Here is an 18,057-nt window from a genome sequence, read left to right as displayed (position 1 = left end):
TCAATTCTTCTTCTTGTTGAGGAAGCGCCAGGGCGAGTTCACCGGCAACACAACGGAGTCCGGAACCGTGTCGACGCCCACGACATCTGCCTTGCGCACGGTGTAGCCGGACTGGATGAGGCTGACGCCGTCGAGAATGAACAGTTGGCTCTTCTCCATGTCCGGCTTCAGGGCGCCGGTGACGGCAACCGACTGGTAGGCCCCGGACATCTTGTAGGGATGGGCTGGTGTGACCAGCACGATCTGGTTGGGCGGAGGCGTCGGCATGTGGCTGCACGCACCCGTCCATGGCACCAGCAGGAACTGATAGACGAGATCTCCGTCGCGATCGACCGGCAATGCATAGCCGGCCAACTGTATGATCTTGTCGTACAGGGCGACTGAGAGTGTCTCGCCATGATCCGGCAGTTTCGCCGCGATCATCGGCAAGCCGGCGTCTTCGGCGATGGCCTGCGTCGCCGGGCGCAGATCCTTCCAGAAGATGTGCGTGGTCTCGGCCGAAGCGCCCGCAGTGGAGAGTGCGAGCGCGGCCGCAAGCGCCAGGATCGCTTTAAAATGGTTCATGGTCGCATCCTTTGCGGGCGACTAAAGACGCCGCTGTCGGTGGCGTCAATGCTCGAGCCGCATCACCTGTCAGCGAGAACCGGCCGCGGCAATCCTCGCCCTGTCAGGTCTTTCTGGCGGCGAGGCGTTCGTGGGTTTTGGCATGCGAAAGTTCTTTTACCGCATCCTTGCCGATCCAGCGCGCCGTCCTGTTCGCGGAGTTGGCAAGTTCCTGCGCCAGGGCAAGGGCAGGGCCATGCAAACCCACCGACCGTTTGCCGATTTGCCGCAACGCCCAGTTGACCGCTTTCCTGACGAAATTGCGCTCGTCGCGGGAATGAGCCTCGACTAGCGGCAGGTAGGACAGAAACGTCGCGTCCGGTTCCTTTTTCAAATGCACTGACGCCCATGCCAGCATGGCGAAGGCCGTGCGGCGAACGAATTCGCGCTCGTCGGCGGCAAACTCCTCGACCAGCTGGCGCCAGAACAGCGTATCCACGAACAGATCCGAGACGGTGTCGACGATCTCCCAGGAATCGAAATCGCCGGCCCAGCGGCGGCACTCTTCAATGGTGATCTTTTTCGGCTCGCCGGTGAAGGCCGCCATCAGCCGTGCTTCGCGAACGCCGCTGTCCCACAGCGCCAGGGATCGCTCGTGGTTGCGTTTCAGCTTGCGCGCCAAAGGCCGCAAATCCGCATTGGCGACACCGAGCGCGGTCGCGGTGTTGATACCGAACCGCCCCATGCCGGCGCGGATTTCCTCGGTTCCGATCGAGTGCAGATGGGCGACGATGTCCTGCGCGGTCCAGCCTGGAACGGGCGCGGACACTGCGCCTACCTCTCCAGCCGCGCCAGCAGCGAAGACGTGTCCCAGCGCTTGCCGCCCATCGCCTGTACGTCCTTGTAGAACTGGTCGACCAGCGCGGTCACCGGCAGCCTGGCCCCGTTGCGATCGGCCTCTTCAAGGCAGATGCCGAGATCCTTGCGCATCCAGTCGACGGCGAAACCGAAGTCATATTTGCCGGCGTTCATGGTCTTGTGCCGGTTTTCCATCTGCCAGGAACCGGCCGCGCCCTTGGAAATCACCTCGATGACCTTCTCAATGTCGAGACCTGCCTTCTTGCCGAAATGGATGCCTTCCGAAAGCCCCTGCACCAGCCCGGCGATACAGATCTGGTTGATCATCTTGGTGAGCTGCCCGGCGCCCGCCGATCCCATCAGTCCAACCATGCGAGCAAAAGCGTCGATAACTGGCCTGGCCCTGTCGAAGGCGGCCTCATCGCCGCCCACCATGACGGTCAGCACACCGTTCTCGGCGCCGGCCTGGCCACCGGAGACGGGCGCGTCGAGAAATGAGAAGCCGCCCGATTGCGCGGCTTCGGCCAGTTCGCGCGCGACTTCAGCCGAAGCCGTGGTGTTATCGATGAAGACCGAACCTTTCTTCATCGACTTGAAGGCTCCCGCGGGGCCTGTGGTCACGGAACGCAGGTCGTCATCGTTGCCGACACAGGAAAAAACGAAATCCTTGCCCTCGGCGACCTGGGCCGGCGTCGCGGCAAAGCCGCCGCCATGTTGGGCGACCCACTGCTCAGCTTTGGCCTGGGTGCGGTTGTAGACGGTCACTTCGTGGCCACCCTTGTTCTTCAGGTGTCCGGCCATGGGATAGCCCATGACGCCAAGACCGAGAAATGCCACCGATGCCATGCCTTGTCCTTCCGACGGAAAAGAGATTTCAGCTGCGGAAGCTCTAGGCCATGCGACGAATTCGTCAAGGCGCGCGCTGCGGCATCGACTGGCACAGGCCGATCGGGAACGGCTCAGCGATTGAGGTGGATCGTAATCCTGCGCTCGATCCATTCGACGCCATGGCGCAGGATTTCGACCATCACCAGATAGACGATGGCGACCCAGACATAGGCCTGGAAATCGAAGGATTTGGCGTAGGCAAGCTTCGCATTGCCCATCAGGTCATAGACCGTGATGATGGCGACGATGGCCGAGGCCTTGATCATCAGAACCAGTTCATTGCCGTAGGGCCGCAAGCCCACGATGAACGCCTGCGGCAGGATGACCTTGCGCAGCGTCTGCAGCTTGTGCAGGCCGAGCGAGGCAGCACCTTCCCATTGGCCCCTGGGAACACTCTCGATGGCGCCGCGGAGGATTTCGGCCTGGTAGGCCGCGGTGTTGAGCGCAAAGGCAAACACGCCGCAGTTAAAGGCCTCGCGGAAGAACCACCACAGCCCGATGGACTCGAGCTGCAGCCGGAAAGAGCCCAAGCCATAGTAAACGAGGTAGACTTGGACGAGCAGCGGTGTGCCGCGGAAGAAATAGACATAGCAATAGGCAAGGCCGGACAAGAACCGGTTCTTCGACATGCGGCCATAGGTGACGGGCAGCGAAAAGATCGCGCCGGCCACTATCGAGATCGCGACGAGCGACAGCGTGGTCCACAGTCCCTGCAGATAGGCGGGTGCATATCTGGCAAAGAACTCGCCATTCCAGGCGTAGACGAGATAGGCGAAGATACCCAGGCCGAAGAGGATCCAGAGGCCGACGAGTGCGTAACCGACGATGCGGGTGCGCGGCCAGCCGCGTGCCCGCGGCGGCGGGCGGTCGACCGAGATCGCTTCCGTGACGCTCATCGTGCCTCCCTCCGCCCTAGCGAGCGCAAGATGAACCCGGTCGCGATCGAGGACAGGATCGCCAGGACGAGGAAAACCAGTGCGGCGACGCTGTAGAACAGGAAGGAATGCTTGGTGACACGTGCCGCCACGCCGGCATTGCGCAGGGTTTCAGCGAGGTTGACGACCGAGACGAGGGCGGTGTCCTTGAGCAGGCTCAGCCAGCAATTCTCAAGGCCGGGAAAGGCGATGCGCAGCAGCTGCGGCAGGATCACCTTGCGCATGGTAAGCCATTTCGACAGGCCGATTGCGTAGCCGCCTTCATACTGGCCCTTCGGAATGGCGCGAAAGGCGGAGAGGAATACCTCGCTGGCGTAGGAAGAAAAGATCAGCGACAGCACGATCATGCCTGCGATGAAGCTGTCGACATCGATCGTTGCCTCCGGTTTGAAGAGGCGGATGACGTATTGCAGCAGGATGGGCATGCCGAAGAAAAACAGGAACAGCGTCACCAATTCCGGCAGGCCGCGAAACATGGTGGTGTAGATGTTGGCGGCCAGCCGCAGCGACGGTTCTTCGGACTGCTTGGCCCAGGCCACGAAAAAGCCGATCGTCAGGCCGATCGGCAGCGTTGCAAGCGCGAGCGCGATGGTGACCAACGCACCATAGGCAATATCGTCACTCCAGCCCTCCGGTCCCCAACTGAGCAGCGTCCATATGCTTTGGACTGGCATTGACTGGCCTTACCCCACGGCGCTCCCGAGATGAACAAGGCGGCAGGGAAACCCCGCCGCCTTGGCAATGATGATCAGGACTCGGCGCCGTAGACGTCGAACTTAAAGTACTTGTCGTTGATTTCCTTATATTTTCCGTTTGCGCGGATGGCGTCGATGGCGGAATTCAACTTGTTGACCAGGTCGGTATCGCCCTTTCGAACGGCGATGCCGGCGCCAGGTCCGAAAATTTCGACAGGTTGCGGCGAGGGCTGGCCGAGAATCTTGCAGCAGGCGCCTTCAGGCGAATCCAGAAACTGCTGCAGCACTACGATATCGTCCTCGATGGCGTCGAGACGGCCATTGGCGAGGTCAGCCTGTTCCTCGGGGCTGCTCGGATAGCCCTTGATGGTGCTGTCCGTGTAGGTCTTCGAGGCATAGTTGAAATGGGTTGTCGTGGTGGCGACGCCGATATTCTTTCCGGCGAGGTCTTCCTTGGTCACGCCCTTGAGCGGCGAATCCTTCGGCACGGCGATTGCCGACGGGGTGTTGTAGTATTTGTGCGAGAAGTCGACCTTCTCCTGCCTCTCCGGCGTGATCGACATCGAGGCGACGATGGCGTCGAACTTGCCGGCCTGAAGTGCGGGAATGATGCCGTCCCAATCCTGGGCGACGAAGGTGCACTTGACCTTCATCTCATCGCAAAGCGCCTTGGCGATGTCGATGTCGAAGCCGACAAGCTGGCCGTCCGCGGTGAGGTTGTTGAAGGGGGGGTAGGCGCCTTCGGTGCCAATCCGCAGGGTCTTCTCCTGGGCCTGGGCTACGCCGAGCGTCAGCAGCGCAGCCGATGCGGCGAGCGCGATACGCAGTGCAATACGCATGATAGTCCTCTCTTTATGGTCCCGGCCGTCGTTCCGAAACGGCTCTGTGGGGCGGTGCTTTTTGACCGCCCGCTGAGCCGATACTCCCACTCTTTCCAAGAAAAAAGCAACCGCAAAACCGCCGAAACCGGTAATGGGCTTCTACCGTTACGTTACTTCTCAAGCAACGAGGCCGGTCGTGCGCTCGATGAAGTCGGCTATGGATTTTGCGTCGTCGAGGTCGAACACCGGCAGGCTCTGGTCGGTGATAGCGAAATCCGCGGCGACGGCGACAATATTGGGATCACCCACCGCAAGCGGCGTCCGGTCCTTCGCTTCCAGCCGCCTCGTTTCGATCTTGCGGTGGGATTCGCGCTTGTAGCCTTCGACCAGCACGATGTCGCAGGGGGCGAGCCGCGACAGGATGGCGTCCAGCGGCGGCTCTCGCTCGCCACGCAATTCGTGCATCAGCGCCCAGCGATTGCCCGATACGATCGCAACCTCGGTAGCACCCGCCTGCCGGTGGCGGAAGCTGTCCGCGCCGGGCTTGTCGATGTCGAAATGATGATGAGCATGTTTGACCGTCGAGACCTTCCAGCCGCGCCGCACAAGCTCCGCGACCAGCCTTTCCGTCAGTGTGGTCTTGCCGGAGTTTTTCCAGCCGGTGATGCCGAAGATGCGTCTGTTCATGGCGACATGCTCTGCAACAGCTGTTCGGCCTGGGCAAGATCGTCCGGGACATTGATGTTGAAGAAAGGATCGATTCCGACGGATTGCCGGACAGGGAATTCCACGTCGACATGGCCGTGTTGTTCGATAAAGGCCGACACGCGCCTGTTGTCCTGATCGACCAGTAAATGCCGCAAGGCATCGCGGCATCCGGTTGGCCACAGCGCGAAGGTCGGATGCCGCCGGCCCGCCGAAGAGGCGACGGCGATAGAACCGGGATGTTCATCCGCCGCCGCCGCCAGACGGTCGACGAGATCCAGCGGCAGGAAAGGCGTGTCGCCGGCCGCGGTGACGATCGCCTTGCAAGGCAGTCCGGCGGCGGCCCATTCCAGGCCGGTCAGGATTCCGGCAAGCGGCCCGGCAAAGCCTTCGATGGCATCGGCAAGCACCGGCAGCCCGAACCGGGCGAACCGCGCCGGATCGCCATTGGCGCTGAGCGCCAGGATCTCGAGCTGCGGGCCAAATCGCGACAGCACCTTGTCGAGCACGCAGCCGCCGCCCAGCGGCAACAACGCCTTGTCGCCACCGCCCATCCGCCTCGACTGGCCACCTGCCAGGATGATCCCAGCGATATCCCGCTTCATGCCATCCAGCCTGTACGCCAGCCGGGGGAAATCGCAAGCGGCTTCAAGGGGTGCTAGAGTCCTTCCGGCGCCATGGCCGGGCCGGTGCTTTCGGCGACGATCTTCCGCCGGCCGACCATCCGCTCGCGATAAAGCGTATAGAGGCCCGAGCCAACAACTATTGCCGCGCCGGCAATCATCGGCACGTCCGGTATGTCACCGAAAATAGTCAAGCCAAGCAGTATCGACCAGAGGAGCGCCGTGTAGCGGAACGGAGCGATGAAGGAGATCTCACCCGATCGCATCGCCATGATGATGAATTGGTAGCCGATGAGCACCAGCACCGCGGCCAGCGCCAGCAGCACCGTGCTTTTGCCGGTCATCGGTGTCCAGCCACCCATCGGCGTCAACAGAAACGCACCGACGACGGTCATGGCCAGCGCGGTGGCGGTCGAGACCAGCATCGTCGGGATGGCCTGGGGGATGCGCTTGGTGGCAAGGTCCCGCACCGTGCAGCAGGCGACGGATGCCAGCGCCACCAGCGAGTAAATGCTGAAGCCCTCGAAACCCGGCCGCACGATGATGATGACCCCGGCAAACCCGATAGCGATCGCCAGCCAGCGCCGCCAGCCGACCGCTTCACCGAAAAACAGCGCCGCGCCCATCGTCACCGCCAGCGGCAGCGCTTGGAGAACGGCTGAAACGCTGCCGATCGGCAAATGGGCGAGCGCGACCAGGAAGGACACGGTAGCGCCCGCCTCGCCCAGGACACGGACCGCCACCAGCGGCTGCAGCATCAGGCGCGGCTGAAAAAGTGCGCCACGTTGCCAAGCCAGCAGTCCGACGAACAGCGAGGCGAACGCCCCTCTGATCAACATGACCTGCGCCATGTTCATCGACTCCGAAGAGTATTTGGTGATGGCGTCGTTGAGCGTAAAGCCAACCATCGCCACCACCATGAACAACGCGCCGCGAAGATTTGGGGAAAGGGGCAAGACATCTACCGTTGCTTTGGCAAGCAAGCCTCTAACAGCCCACCACGAAACAGCAACGGCAAAGGGCTGGGCCAGGACCGGATATCTATCTTCGCCGGCGTGAATCTTCTGGGCGAGATACGAATTCTGTCGGAAGGCGGCATCGCCTCCCGACATGGTGCAGATGAGGGATTGTCTACTTCTTGGGTGTCAGCACCTCGGTGCCGTTCCCCTCCTTGCCGGCGATGGTCCACAAACCATGCAGCGACCCGTCATCCTCGACCTTGTAGACGACGAGGCCGATATCCTTGCCCATTGCGTAGCCAGCTGAGAACGCGTTGTCGTTGCGCATGCAGATGCCATCGGAAGAAGAACCGCCCGTCTCCCAATGGATCGTGCAGGTGGTGCCGCTGGTCAGCGCGATGGTGGCTTCGCCGCCATAGGACGAACCATCGAAATTGGTGCCGGCGACGGTGTAAGTGCCGCCGATCGACTGGGCAGCCGCCGGCAGGGTAGCCAAGCCGAGCAAGGCAAAAGCGAGAAGGAGTTTGCGCATGGTGTAATCCCCCGAGAACGCGATGAATCGCTACGGAGCGGAGGGTAGGCGGGAAACCATGACCAGTAAATCAGACCGACATTTGCCGACAGATATTTGTTCGCGGTGTGGCTAAAATACTCTTGGCCCGAACGGTTCATGGCCCCTTAAGGCTGCCAGCGATGGCGCCGACCAGCGGGTCATATTTCGATTTCAGCGCCGGCGGATAGTCGATCCAGACCGTGCGGATGACGCCATCCCCGCCAAACAGCCGCCGCTCGTAAAAAATCTTTCCGTTCTTCACGCCCGACAGCACGGCCCAATCCTTGCCGGCCTTGCCGTAGGTGACCTTGTAGCCAGGCTCATTGCTCGTCTTTTCGCCGACGACAAAGTCTTTCGGCGTCTCATGGTCGATGTCTGGGATGCCGGAGCATGTCAGGCTGGCCCCGTCCGCGCTCAGCCATACCTGGCCGTCGCCGTTCTCAGGCTCGGGCTGGCGATCGGTGAAGATATCGTCGCGGAAGGTGCAAACGGTGCCGAAGCGCTCGTTCACGTAGGTGAATTGCGCGGCAAACGCGGTATTCGCCGAGACCGCGGCAAGAGATATGACGATTGAGTAGAGCCGTCGCATGCCTTACCCCGGAGCCGATCATTGCAAGGCGTTCTCGCACGGACAGGCGACAAGGTCAGCCGCCCGTGACACTCATGTGCCGAGACACCGACGGACGGCTGGTGCGGCGGTCGATGATGAAGTCATGGCCCTTTGGCTTGCGGCCGATGGCTTCGTCTATAGCGTCGGCAACCAGTTCATTGCCTTCGGACGCGCGCAACGGGGTGCGCAGGTCGGCTGCGTCTTCCTGGCCAAGGCACATATAGAGCGTGCCCGTGCAAGTCAGCCTGACCCGGTTGCAGCTTTCGCAGAAATTATGCGTCATCGGCGTGATGAAGCCGAGTTTTCCACCGGTCTCGGCGACTTGGACATAGCGGGCCGGGCCACCGGTCTTGAAGGGGATGTCGGTCAGCGTGAACTGGCGCTCGAGCGATGCACGCAGCAGCGACAGCGGCAAGTACTGGTCGGTGCGATCGGCGTCGATCTCGCCCATCGGCATGGTTTCGATGACGGTCAGGTCCATGCCGCGGCCATGCGCCCAGCGCATCATTTCGGGCAGTTCGGCGTCGTTGAAATCCTTCAGCGCCACCGCGTTGAGCTTGACTTTCAGTCCAGCCGCCTGGGCGGCATCAATGCCCGTCATGACCTTGCCAAGATGACCCCAGCGGGTGATGGCGTGGAACTTGTCGGCATCGAGCGTGTCGAGCGAAACATTGATGCGCTTGACGCCGCAATCGGCGAGCTCGGCGGCGAAGCGCGAAAGCTGCGAACCGTTGGTGGTCAGCGTCAGTTCTTCCAGTGCGCCGCTGTCGAGGTGCCGCGAAAGCTGGCGCACCAGATGCATGATGTTCTTGCGCACCAGCGGCTCACCGCCGGTGAGGCGCAACCGTTTGACACCCTTTTCGATGAACACGGTGCAGAGCCGGTCGAGTTCTTCTAGCGACAGCAGGTCCTTCTTGGGCAGGAAGGCCATATCCTCGGCCATGCAATAGGTGCAGCGGAAATCGCAGCGGTCGGTGACCGACACTCTGAGATAGCTGATCGTGCGACCGAAGGGGTCGATCATGTTCATGTTCGGAGCGTTTCCGTGGCCGTTAACGGCGCCGTTATATACAGCTATGTGATACGATCCAGCCCGCCATTCAAGATAGCCGGCCTCGATCTTTGGTAACATTCCGCGACCGACATCGCGTGTCGGCACGATCCCATACCTTTTCGCACGGCGCGAAGCAGCGTAGGGAAGGGCAAATTCATGCAGGATCGACCATGACGGCGCCGAAAGAACTGAGGGTCTCCAAGGACCGCAAGCTGCTCACCGTGACCTTTCCCGGCCATCAGCCGTTCGAGCTGCCGGCGGAACTGCTGCGCGTGGCGTCCCCTTCCGCGGAGGTGCAGGGCCATTCGCCCGAACAGCGGGTGACGGTTCCCGGCAAACGCGATGTGGCCATCCTGAAGATCGAGCCGGTCGGCAATTACGCGGTGCGCATCACCTTTGACGACTTCCATGACACCGGCATCTTCACCTGGAATTACCTGCACACGCTCGGCCACGAGAAGCATGCGCGCTGGAATGGCTATCTCGCGGAACTCGCCGAGAAGGGCCTGAGCCGCGATCGTTAGCCGCCATTGCGTCGTCAAAACGTCACCGATCGGGAGTAGGGCGGCGGAACGGGAGACGAAAAATGTCGGTCATCACCACAGTCGAACAACTCGAAGCCAGTTACGGATTGCCGGGCGAGGCCTCGGTGGTCAAGGAACTCGACCATGTCATCCCAGAATACGCCGCCTTTATCGAAGCCTCGCCCTTTGTCGCGCTAGCCACCAGCGGTCCGGAGGGGCTGGATTGTTCGCCGCGCGGCGATCTCGCGGGCTTCGTGCGCATCGTCGATGCGAAAACGCTGATGATGCCGGACCGGCGCGGCAACAACCGTGCCGATTCGCTGAAGAACATCATCAGGGATCCGCGCGTCGCCCTGCTGTTCCTGGTGCCGGGCTCCGGCACGACGCTGCGCATCAACGGACGAGCCCATATCACCACGGACCCAGCGCTGTGCGCGTCGTTCATGGTCGACGGCAAGCCGGCGCGTTCGGTCACCGTGATCGATGTCGATTCGGTCTATTTCCAGTGCGCTCGCGCCATCGTGCGGTCGGAACTGTGGAACCCCGCCAAGCATGTCGACCCGAAGTCGCTGCCGACACCCGGAAGGATTTTGGAAATCACCAGCCGCAAGAATATCGACGGCGAAACCTACGACAGGGAGTGGCCGGAGCGGGCGAAGAAGTCGATGTGGTGATCGCCTGAAAGGGCGATCACGCCTCGTTCAGCACGTCATAGATCTTGCGCATCTGCTCGCCGATCATGTCGCATTGTTCCGGCGTCGACTGGCTCATCGCCTTCTCGATCAGCGCCATATGCACTTTCAGCGCCCGCATCAGCAGCGCCTCGCCGGTTTCGGTCAGCGTAAGCCGCAAGATGCGCTTGTCCTTCTCATCGCCTTCGCGCCGCAGCAGGCCACGCGTCTCCAACTGCGGCAACAGCATGGTGATGTTGGAGCGGCCCACGAGCAGCTTGCGGGCGAGGTCGTGCTGCGACATGCCTGGGTGACGGTAGAGGTTCATCAGCACGTCGAGCTGCGCCGGCTTCAGGTCGAGCGGCGCAAGTTTCACCGCGAGCGTGCGCTCCAGCACATGGCAGGCGCGCGCCACCGCGACCCAGTTGCGAAAACGCGGGTTGTCCCAGGGTAGCTCTTGTTTATTGTTCATCTTTGAACTATTATGTTCATGCTTGAACGTATGGATGGATTCTGACTATGGCATCATTCGGGCTGAAGGTCATCCGAGGTGTGTTTGGTGCGGCCGAACATGTCGCGCCGCGCATCACCGGGCGCGCGGCTTTCGAATTGTTCTGCCGTACGCCAAGCACCAGGACACTGACCGACGGCGAGCGCCGCGCCATCGACCGCGCCGCGGAGTTCATGGCCGAGGCGCGCCATCACCGGCTGGAGACCGCGACCGGCTGCGTCATGGTTCATGAATTCCGCCCCGAGCCGGGCCGCGAGTCCGCCGGCAGCGTCCTCGTCATCCATGGCTGGCGCTCGCGTACCGAATATATGCGCGTGCTGATCGAAGGTTTTCGCGCTGCCGGCTACAAGGTCGTCTCGCTCGATCTTCCCGGTCATGGCCATTCGCAGGGCAGGCACCTGAACATGGTCAATGCCGTCGAGGCCGCAAGAATGGCCGGCGAATGGTTTGGGCCGTTCGTGGCTGCCGTCGGCCATTCCTTCGGAGGCGCCGTTGCAGCCAATGCGATCGCCGGCTCCGTCAAGGACATCCCACCGCTGTCGGCCGCACGTCTTGTGCTAATCGCGGCACCAAGCTCGCTGCCGGCAATCTTCGCCGACTTCAGCCGGATGCTCAATGTCGGTCCCCGCTCGCAGGTCGCCATGGCTGACCGCGTCGAATATCTCTCCGGCCGGCCGCTGCACGAGTTCACCGGTGACCGGCAGCTCGCCCAGGCGCCCGTGCCGACGTTGGTCATCCACGCGCCCGACGACCGGGAGGTGCCGGCTGAACATGCACGACGCTATGCCGGCGCCGGCGACCATGTGCGGCTGCACTGGGCCGAGGGGCTCGGCCACCGCCGCATTCTGACCGACAAGGGCGTGGTTGAACGCGCCGTCGGCTTCATGACCACGCAGCAGAACCCGTCGCTGCTCAACTGAGCGGTCATCAGGCTATTTCTTCTTGTCTCCGGGTGCTACAGGCAGTCCAGCTGCCTTCCAGGCCGTGTAGCCGCCGAGGATGTGCTTGACCGGGGAAAGACCCATGTCCTGCGCCGTCTTGGTGGCCAGCGCTGAACGCCAGCCGCCGGCGCAGAAGAAGACGAAGCTTTTTCCGGAAGCGAAGAAGGGCTTGTGGTAGGGGCTTTCGGGATCGATCCAGAACTCCAGCATGCCACGCGTGACGTGCTTGGCGCCGGGAATTCCGCCGTCGCGTTCGATTTCACGAGGATCGCGCAGATCGACGAAAATGGTGTCTTCGTCCTCAAGCAGCCCTGCCGCTTCCTCGGGCGAAACCACTTCGATCTCGGCGTTGGCCTCATCCAGCAGTTCGCGATATCCTTTTTTCACATGGTCCCCTCCGGCCGCGGGTTTGCTGCAAGACGGATTTCGAGCACAACGGATGGTGTTTGTCACGCCTCGACGGTGCCGGCCATGGTCTTCCAAGCGGCCAGTGCCCCGGCTACCGTCGCCATCAGGGCGGAGCGGGAAGCGCCGTCACGCGCCTGAATCGACATGCCATGCTGGACCGTTGCGAAAAAGATCGCGGCTGCACGGCAATCGAAGTCGGCAGGCAATTCACCCTCGGCCACTGCGCGCTCCAGACGCTTCTTCAGCGCGGTAAGATTCTCGGCGCGCGGGCGCCGCAAATCCGCGCAGATCGCGCCCCGGCTCGAGTCTTCGTGCAGCGCACCCCAGCGTAATCAGGCAGCCCTGCGGACGATCGCTTTGCGAATAAGCCTTCGCGGTCCGGCGCAAGAACCGCTCGATCGCAAGCCGCGCCGTTGGCGCCTTTTCCAGCGCGAGCCAGATGTCGGCGCCCTCCACGCGGGAATAGAGGGCGGTCGCCTCGAGGAACAGGGCCTCCTTGCTGCCATAGGCGGCATAGAGGCTCCAGCCTGGGAGCCTACTCGGCCAGCAAGGCGGCGCCGTCGGTCTGACCAAGGCATTGGCCCGCGACCTCGGGTCACGCGGCATCACCGCCAATGTCGTCCATCCCGGTTCGACCGACACCGACATGAACCCGGCCGACGGCCCGCATGCCAAGCATCAGCGCCAGAAGATGGCCACCCCGCGATTCGGCGAGGCGGACGATATCGCCGGCATGGTTGCCTGGCTCGCCGGGCCGGAGGGCCCGGTTCGTCACCGGAGCCGCGCTGACCATCGACGGAAGGCGCAAACGCGTGAGGCGCCGGGATTCCCGCGGCCGGAGCGCCAGTTCGGTCGCGCCAGCCGTCACGATGTTGTGAAACCGTTCGGCAACAGCCCAGCCGAAATTTATGAAAGCTTAACGAAATCGGTATGAATCGGTATAGTCGCGCCTTACATCCGCCATGCGGTGAGCGGGACGGTCTAGCGTGCGGAACGGGAACCGGTTACGACCGGAGCGGGTGATCGATGAAATTCCTCGGTAAAAAAGCAACCGTGATGCCGCTGGTGGCGATTACGGCGACGCTGGCTTTCGGCATGCCTCAGGCAGGGGCCCAGGGATTTTTCGACATGCTATTCGGCGGTGGCATCAGGCATGAGCCGAAAGGCGAGTTTCCGCCTCCTCCGCCAAAGCACAAACCCCAGCCGAACGCTCCGGCCGGCGGCGGCGTGAGGATCAGCAGTCCGTCCTACTATACTTACAAAGCCGACAAGCTGGTGCGTGTCGACTTCTCGACGCTGGCGACGGCGCCGCAGCCGGCTACGCCGCAAGACGCCGCTTTCGTGCCTTCGGCCACGGGTGCTGCCTTCCATGAAGCCATTGCCGGGCTCGCCGACTATGAACTCTATGCCGAGCCCGACATCGCCAAGGCGCTGATCGCGTATTACTCGGCCAACCCGGATTTCATCTGGGTGACCGGGACCACCCCGAACAACCGCGCGCAGGATGCGGTGCGGGTGCTTGGCGAGGCTGCAAGCTACGGCCTCACGCCTGCCGACTACACGGTCGATGTGCCAGCCGCCAGTTCGTCCTCGGCGGATGACGCAGCCAAGCTGAAGGAGCTCGTGCGTTTCGAGATGGCGCTGTCGGCACGTGCCCTGCGCTATGCGCATGACGCCCAGAATGGCCGTGTCGAGCCGAACCGCATGACCGGCTACTACGATTTCCCGGCCAAGCCGCTCGACATGATCGGCGCGCTGAAGACTCTGGCGCATACCCAGGAGGTTCGCACCTATCTGGAATCGCGCCATCCGCAGAATGCGGAATATCAGGCGCTGCGCGTCGAACTGGAAGCGCTGCAGGCGAGCGCCGAGAACGAAATCGTCGTCGATCCCAAGCTGCTGTTGAAGCCAGGCGAAACCAGCCCCGAATTGCCGAAGCTGCTGTCGCTGATCGCGCGTAATCTCGATGACGAAATGGGCGGCACCTATGGCGAGGTCCTGTCGCGGCTGGCAACCAGCGAAGTCTACGTTCCCGAGCTGGTGCCGCTGATCAAGGCGGTGCAGCAGAAGGAAGGCATGAAGGGCGACGGCGTCATCGGTCCACGCACGGTCGCCACACTAGCCGGGACGTCGAAGGCCGACAGGCTGCTGAAGGTGGAGGTGGCGCTGGAAGAATTGCGCTGGCTGCCTTCCGATCTCGGCAGCCCGCGTGTTTTCATCAACCAGCCTGCTTTCACCGCGAGCTATATCGACGACGGCCAGGAAAAATTGAAGACGCGCGCGGTCGTCGGCCGCGTCACCAACCAGACCGCCTTCTTCTACGACCAGATCAAGCAGGTCGATTTCCACCCCTACTGGGGCGTGCCGCAGTCGATCATCGTAAACGAAATGCTGCCGAGGTTGCGCGGCGATCCCGGCTATCTTGACCGGGCCGGCTACGAGGTGACGGATTCACGCGGCAAGCGCATCCCTTCGTCGGCGGTGAACTGGGGCGCTTATGGCGCCAACATTCCCTATAATGTGCGCCAGCAGCCGAGCGAGGCCAATGCGCTGGGCGAACTGAAGATCCTGTTCCCCAACAAGCATGCGATCTATATGCACGACACGCCCCAGAAATCGTTCTTCAAGCAGGATATGCGCGCGCTCAGCCATGGCTGCGTGCGCCTGCAGGATCCGCGCGGCATGGCGGCTGCAGTGCTCGGCACCTCGGTCGATTATATCGCGGAGAAGCTGAAGCATGGACACTCGACCGAGGATGTGACACGCGATATCCCAGTCTATGTCGCTTATTTCACCGCCTGGCCCGACATGTCCGGCAAGGTAGAGTATTTCAGCGACGTCTACGATCGCGATTCCCGGCTGAAGCAGGCTCTGGACGCAACCGAGGCGGTGCGCTCACCCTCGAGCTAGTCGTTATCGCTCCGACAGCGAGCGCCTGAAACCGGCGTCGCGCCCGGCGATCAGCCAATAGATCAGCCCGGCAACCAGACCGGCGGCGGCTATAATGCCGATGTCGGCCCAGCGCTCCAGATCCACTTCCTCCGCCGCGCTCGGCCAGATCAGGAAGAAACCTCCGTCCGCAGCCGCGGCGCCGAAGACCATGTGCAGCATAGCGCTGCGAAGAGAGAAGAATTCAGCGATCAGCGCAAAAATCAGCGTCTGAGGCGCGGTTACCACGATGGTCAGGAAATAGATGAATATGCCGAGCGGCGGTACCACAAAGGCGGCGATCGGCGAGACTCCCAAGAGGTCGAAATAGGCTGGCGCGTTGGGCAGCGAACTCAACGCGGCATAGATCGCCACGACGGCGATCAGACCAACCAGTATGGCGACGAGATAGCCGGCCAGCATCATGAGGACGCGCTTCATCAAGTGCTTCGCAGTCGACATGCCCACCCCACCCTGAAGCCCGGTCCTTCCACAATCAGCCATCAAATGGCGAATTGACGCAAGGGGAGACGGAACACTCCTGGGCCCGCTGGTGAAATCCCGCAGCTCAGGCGCCGCCGCACATATGCTGCGAATCCGGGAGAGCCCAGGAGCCTTTCGCGACGAGGTCGACGGAATAATAAACCCGGCCACGGTCGTCGTCCTTGGGGCAGTCCCTGGGAATGGAGATCAAGCACATGACGACGGGTTCACCCACCTTCGAGGCGGCAAGGCCAGCCTCGCGATCATAGGACACGGCCCCGCCGCCATTGGTGAATGTGGCCGCGCTGCCCGCTTCGGGAGTAGCCGTTTCCAGCGGATCGTCGCCAAGCCGCGTGGTCAGCGTCTCGATATGCGTCGACGCGCATTGGCCGATCACCGAGGGCAGGGGCTGGTCCTTATTGCCGGGGTTCCGCGCGGCTGCGTCCAGCGCCTTCTTGCCGATCAGCGCGATGGTGTAGTCCTGCATCCAAGACGGTGCATTTCCATAGGTCTGCAAGGCGTTGTTGAGCGCGCTGGCGATACAGGCGGTATCGCTCTTGCAAGCATTGCGATCAGCGATCAGCCCGCGGGCAATCTTGCGCTTGTCGCCGCCGAACGCCGGCTCGAATTCCTTGTAGGCCTTCGAAACCAGCAGATCGATCGCCGACAATTGCGTGTCGGCGCAGATCGCCTTTTCCGCCGGCAGGTTTGCCTTGCCGCAGTCGAAGGGCGGCCCGTCCGCCGATGCCGGAGAAACAGCAAGGAAGCCGCCGGCTGGGACGATGGCCAATACCGACAGAAGATAGGGTCTAACGAAACATCGCATCATGGCCCCCAAGCCAGCAGGGATTGCCCAAGGCGCGACCCGGCACCGGAGCCTAACATACTCCAGTATGGACAATTTTGACGCTGGTTTCGTCTTTGAGAATACGCGGACGCAGCGCATTCGCGACGGGGATGTCCTACGAACCTTATTTTGGTTCGGCCGTCACAGGATCGAAGACGATTTCGACCTTCGCCTTGTCCGAGGTATAGTAGGTGACGGTGTAGCCATCCTTGTCCCAGTCGACCTCTTTCACGTAGCGAAACCCGTCACGCTGCTCGACCTTGGCGATGATCTCCGACAGCTTCTTGGCATTGGGTGGCGGCAGTGCAGTTTCATCCGCGGCAAAGGCGGGTCCGGCGGCGAAAAGAACGGCGACGGAGGCCGCAAGGAGAAATCTGGACATGGTTTTCCCTCAAGTTTCGACGCAAGGAAACTCGCTGTCACGCAGGTTTGTTCCGCACGTGGGTGTCCCGGCGTTGAGCGCCTGTGCAGAAAGGCCCCGCGCCAAAGGGAAAAGACGGGCTGTAGCTGCCGATGTGATGTTCAGCAAAGATGGTGGGCGATGCAGGGATTGAACCTGCGACCCCACCCGTGTGAAGGGTGTGCTCTCCCGCTGAGCTAATCGCCCGCTCGTTGCCCGAAGGCCAAGCGAGCCGCGATATAAGGGAGGCCGACCCATTAAGTCAAGGCAGCGTCTGGTGTTGTCACACAGATCGGATTTGCGGTCTCGCCAAGGCCCGTTCCGTAGAGTTTTCATCGTCGGCGCTCAGTGTGCGGCGGCGCCGATCAACCTTTGCGCCAGATCGAGTGTCAACGCATCGAAATGCGATATCACCGCCGAGGGCTCGAACTCGCGCACATGACGGTCGGTGTAGCCGAAATCGACGGCGACGACAGGAATGCCGGCGGCCTTGGCGGTGTCGATATCGGTTTGCGAATCGCCGACCATCAGGGCGCGGTGCGGATCTCCGCCGGCGAGTTTGATGGTCTCGATCAGGTGGCGCGGATCGGGCTTGCGGAACGCGAACGTGTCCTGCCCGGCAATTGCCGCGAAATGCCTGGTCAAGCCGAGTGCTTCGATCAGCGCCAGCGAATTGGCCTGGTATTTGTTCGTGCAGATGGCCAGCAGATAGCCGGCCTTCTCAAAACGGGCAATCGCCTCGATCACGCCGGGGTAGGGGCGGGATTTGCCCGGAATGTTGTCGGTGTAGTGATCGAGGAACAGTTTCAGCAGCCGGTCGTGCTCCTCGACCTTGAGGGATCGTTGCTGCGCGGCATGCGCCCGTTCGATCATCACCCGACCGCCATGGCCGACGAAGCGTTTAAAGCCGGCTTCGTCGACCGCCGACAGTTCGCTGGCCGCCAGGCTGTGGTTGAGGCTGTCGAGCAGGTCCGGCGCCGTGTCAATCAGCGTTCCATCGAGGTCGAACACGATGATCGGGCGAGTCATGATCCATCCTGCGCAGGTTTGTGCATGGGCAGGCGATAGCGGCTGCGACGCGTTAAGGCAAGCAGACCGGC

General features: G+C 62.1%; 23 protein-coding genes, 1 tRNA gene and 1 pseudogene. 5 read left to right on the top strand and 20 right to left on the bottom strand.

Going from position 1 to position 18,057, the window contains the following annotated elements; translation table 11 throughout:
• The 12 genes from AC3CB8_RS19895 to moaA form a co-directional block, all read right to left on the bottom strand.
• Positions 1-564: a DUF3299 domain-containing protein gene (locus tag AC3CB8_RS19895; protein WP_352547146.1), complete on the bottom strand. Its 564-nt coding sequence runs from the start codon at positions 562-564 to the stop codon at positions 1-3.
• 103 nt (positions 565-667) lie between these two features.
• Positions 668-1,372, bottom strand: a complete 705-nt coding sequence (locus AC3CB8_RS19890) for a DNA alkylation repair protein (RefSeq protein WP_352547147.1) — start codon at positions 1,370-1,372, stop codon at positions 668-670.
• A gap of 5 nt (positions 1,373-1,377) precedes the next feature.
• Entirely contained in the window at positions 1,378-2,247 is an 870-nt protein-coding gene (locus AC3CB8_RS19885) for an NAD(P)-dependent oxidoreductase (protein WP_023773747.1), read from the bottom strand.
• Positions 2,248-2,360: 113 nt separating this feature from the next.
• Positions 2,361-3,185, bottom strand: coding sequence for an ABC transporter permease (locus AC3CB8_RS19880; protein ID WP_023784080.1), 825 nt, complete (start codon positions 3,183-3,185; stop codon positions 2,361-2,363).
• Positions 3,182-3,898, bottom strand: a complete 717-nt coding sequence (locus AC3CB8_RS19875; RefSeq protein WP_015317854.1) for an ABC transporter permease — start codon at positions 3,896-3,898, stop codon at positions 3,182-3,184. Before AC3CB8_RS19875 ends, AC3CB8_RS19880 begins: the two co-directional genes overlap by 4 nt.
• Positions 3,899-3,972: 74 nt before the next feature.
• Positions 3,973-4,758, bottom strand: coding sequence for an ABC transporter substrate-binding protein (locus AC3CB8_RS19870; RefSeq protein WP_023773744.1), 786 nt, complete (start codon positions 4,756-4,758; stop codon positions 3,973-3,975).
• A gap of 159 nt (positions 4,759-4,917) precedes the next feature.
• A complete protein-coding gene (gene mobB, locus AC3CB8_RS19865; RefSeq protein WP_023773743.1) occupies positions 4,918-5,427 on the bottom strand; it encodes a molybdopterin-guanine dinucleotide biosynthesis protein B in 510 nt (169 codons plus the stop codon).
• Complete coding sequence (gene mobA, locus AC3CB8_RS19860; RefSeq protein WP_023784081.1) at positions 5,424-6,050, bottom strand: molybdenum cofactor guanylyltransferase MobA; 627 nt, start codon at positions 6,048-6,050, stop codon at positions 5,424-5,426. The genes mobB and mobA overlap by 4 nt, the downstream gene beginning before the upstream one ends.
• Positions 6,051-6,103: 53 nt before the next feature.
• Positions 6,104-7,024 carry a DMT family transporter gene (locus AC3CB8_RS19855; RefSeq protein ID WP_352565560.1) on the bottom strand — a complete coding sequence of 307 codons (921 nt, stop codon included), beginning with the start codon at positions 7,022-7,024 and terminating at the stop codon, positions 6,104-6,106.
• 175 nt (positions 7,025-7,199) lie between these two features.
• Positions 7,200-7,559: a hypothetical protein gene (locus tag AC3CB8_RS19850; protein WP_023773741.1), complete on the bottom strand. Its 360-nt coding sequence runs from the start codon at positions 7,557-7,559 to the stop codon at positions 7,200-7,202.
• A 136-nt stretch (positions 7,560-7,695) separates the two neighbouring features.
• Positions 7,696-8,169 carry a hypothetical protein gene (locus tag AC3CB8_RS19845; protein WP_023784084.1) on the bottom strand — a complete coding sequence of 158 codons (474 nt, stop codon included), beginning with the start codon at positions 8,167-8,169 and terminating at the stop codon, positions 7,696-7,698.
• A 55-nt stretch (positions 8,170-8,224) separates the two neighbouring features.
• Entirely contained in the window at positions 8,225-9,220 is a 996-nt protein-coding gene (gene moaA, locus AC3CB8_RS19840; protein WP_023773740.1) for a GTP 3',8-cyclase MoaA, read from the bottom strand.
• A 194-nt stretch (positions 9,221-9,414) separates the two neighbouring features.
• On the opposite strand from moaA, the gene AC3CB8_RS19835 reads away from it, so the two are divergent.
• Both AC3CB8_RS19835 and AC3CB8_RS19830 read left to right on the top strand, forming a co-directional pair.
• Positions 9,415-9,768, top strand: coding sequence for a gamma-butyrobetaine hydroxylase family protein (locus AC3CB8_RS19835; protein WP_023784086.1), 354 nt, complete (start codon positions 9,415-9,417; stop codon positions 9,766-9,768).
• 62 nt (positions 9,769-9,830) lie between these two features.
• Entirely contained in the window at positions 9,831-10,442 is a 612-nt protein-coding gene (locus AC3CB8_RS19830) for a pyridoxamine 5'-phosphate oxidase family protein (protein WP_352547157.1), read from the top strand.
• 16 nt (positions 10,443-10,458) lie between these two features.
• On the opposite strand, the gene AC3CB8_RS19825 is transcribed toward AC3CB8_RS19830, so the two are convergent.
• On the bottom strand, positions 10,459-10,911 hold the full coding sequence (locus AC3CB8_RS19825; protein ID WP_023773737.1) for a MarR family winged helix-turn-helix transcriptional regulator: 453 nt from the start codon (positions 10,909-10,911) through the stop codon (positions 10,459-10,461).
• A 47-nt stretch (positions 10,912-10,958) separates the two neighbouring features.
• Here AC3CB8_RS19825 and AC3CB8_RS19820 point away from each other — a divergent pair, with 47 nt between their 5' ends.
• Positions 10,959-11,870, top strand: coding sequence for an alpha/beta hydrolase (locus AC3CB8_RS19820; protein WP_352565557.1), 912 nt, complete (start codon positions 10,959-10,961; stop codon positions 11,868-11,870).
• 12 nt (positions 11,871-11,882) lie between these two features.
• Here AC3CB8_RS19820 and AC3CB8_RS19815 read toward each other — a convergent pair whose 3' ends face one another.
• Both AC3CB8_RS19815 and AC3CB8_RS19810 read right to left on the bottom strand, forming a co-directional pair.
• A complete protein-coding gene (locus AC3CB8_RS19815; RefSeq protein WP_023773735.1) occupies positions 11,883-12,278 on the bottom strand; it encodes a rhodanese-like domain-containing protein in 396 nt (131 codons plus the stop codon).
• A 62-nt stretch (positions 12,279-12,340) separates the two neighbouring features.
• Positions 12,341-12,520 carry a hypothetical protein gene (locus AC3CB8_RS19810; protein WP_245273904.1) on the bottom strand — a complete coding sequence of 60 codons (180 nt, stop codon included), beginning with the start codon at positions 12,518-12,520 and terminating at the stop codon, positions 12,341-12,343.
• Positions 12,521-12,826: 306 nt separating this feature from the next.
• On the opposite strand from AC3CB8_RS19810, the pseudogene AC3CB8_RS19805 reads away from it, so the two are divergent.
• Both AC3CB8_RS19805 and AC3CB8_RS19800 read left to right on the top strand, forming a co-directional pair.
• Positions 12,827-13,115: pseudogene (locus AC3CB8_RS19805) on the top strand (SDR family oxidoreductase); the annotation flags it as partial.
• A gap of 210 nt (positions 13,116-13,325) precedes the next feature.
• A complete protein-coding gene (locus AC3CB8_RS19800) occupies positions 13,326-15,209 on the top strand; it encodes a L,D-transpeptidase family protein (protein ID WP_023784090.1) in 1,884 nt (627 codons plus the stop codon).
• A 3-nt stretch (positions 15,210-15,212) separates the two neighbouring features.
• On the opposite strand, the gene AC3CB8_RS19795 is transcribed toward AC3CB8_RS19800, so the two are convergent.
• The 5 genes from AC3CB8_RS19795 to AC3CB8_RS19775 all read right to left on the bottom strand — a co-directional run bounded on the left by AC3CB8_RS19795 (position 15,213) and on the right by AC3CB8_RS19775 (position 17,986).
• The gene (locus tag AC3CB8_RS19795) at positions 15,213-15,689 is read right to left on the bottom strand and encodes a hypothetical protein (protein ID WP_352565555.1); all 477 of its coding nucleotides are present in this window, start codon (positions 15,687-15,689) and stop codon (positions 15,213-15,215) included.
• A 106-nt stretch (positions 15,690-15,795) separates the two neighbouring features.
• A complete protein-coding gene (locus tag AC3CB8_RS19790; protein ID WP_352660704.1) occupies positions 15,796-16,539 on the bottom strand; it encodes a lysozyme inhibitor LprI family protein in 744 nt (247 codons plus the stop codon).
• 142 nt (positions 16,540-16,681) lie between these two features.
• Positions 16,682-16,939 carry a PepSY domain-containing protein gene (locus AC3CB8_RS19785; protein WP_023773728.1) on the bottom strand — a complete coding sequence of 86 codons (258 nt, stop codon included), beginning with the start codon at positions 16,937-16,939 and terminating at the stop codon, positions 16,682-16,684.
• A 150-nt stretch (positions 16,940-17,089) separates the two neighbouring features.
• A tRNA-Val gene (locus AC3CB8_RS19780) sits at positions 17,090-17,164 on the bottom strand.
• 138 nt (positions 17,165-17,302) lie between these two features.
• On the bottom strand, positions 17,303-17,986 hold the full coding sequence (locus AC3CB8_RS19775) for a phosphoglycolate phosphatase (RefSeq protein WP_023773727.1): 684 nt from the start codon (positions 17,984-17,986) through the stop codon (positions 17,303-17,305).
• Positions 17,987-18,057 lie beyond the last annotated feature (71 nt).

This window comes from Mesorhizobium sp. P160927, from assembly GCF_057766385.1.
The sequence above is the reverse complement of the archived record's forward strand: the minus strand, read 5'-3'. Positions and strand labels throughout refer to the sequence as shown.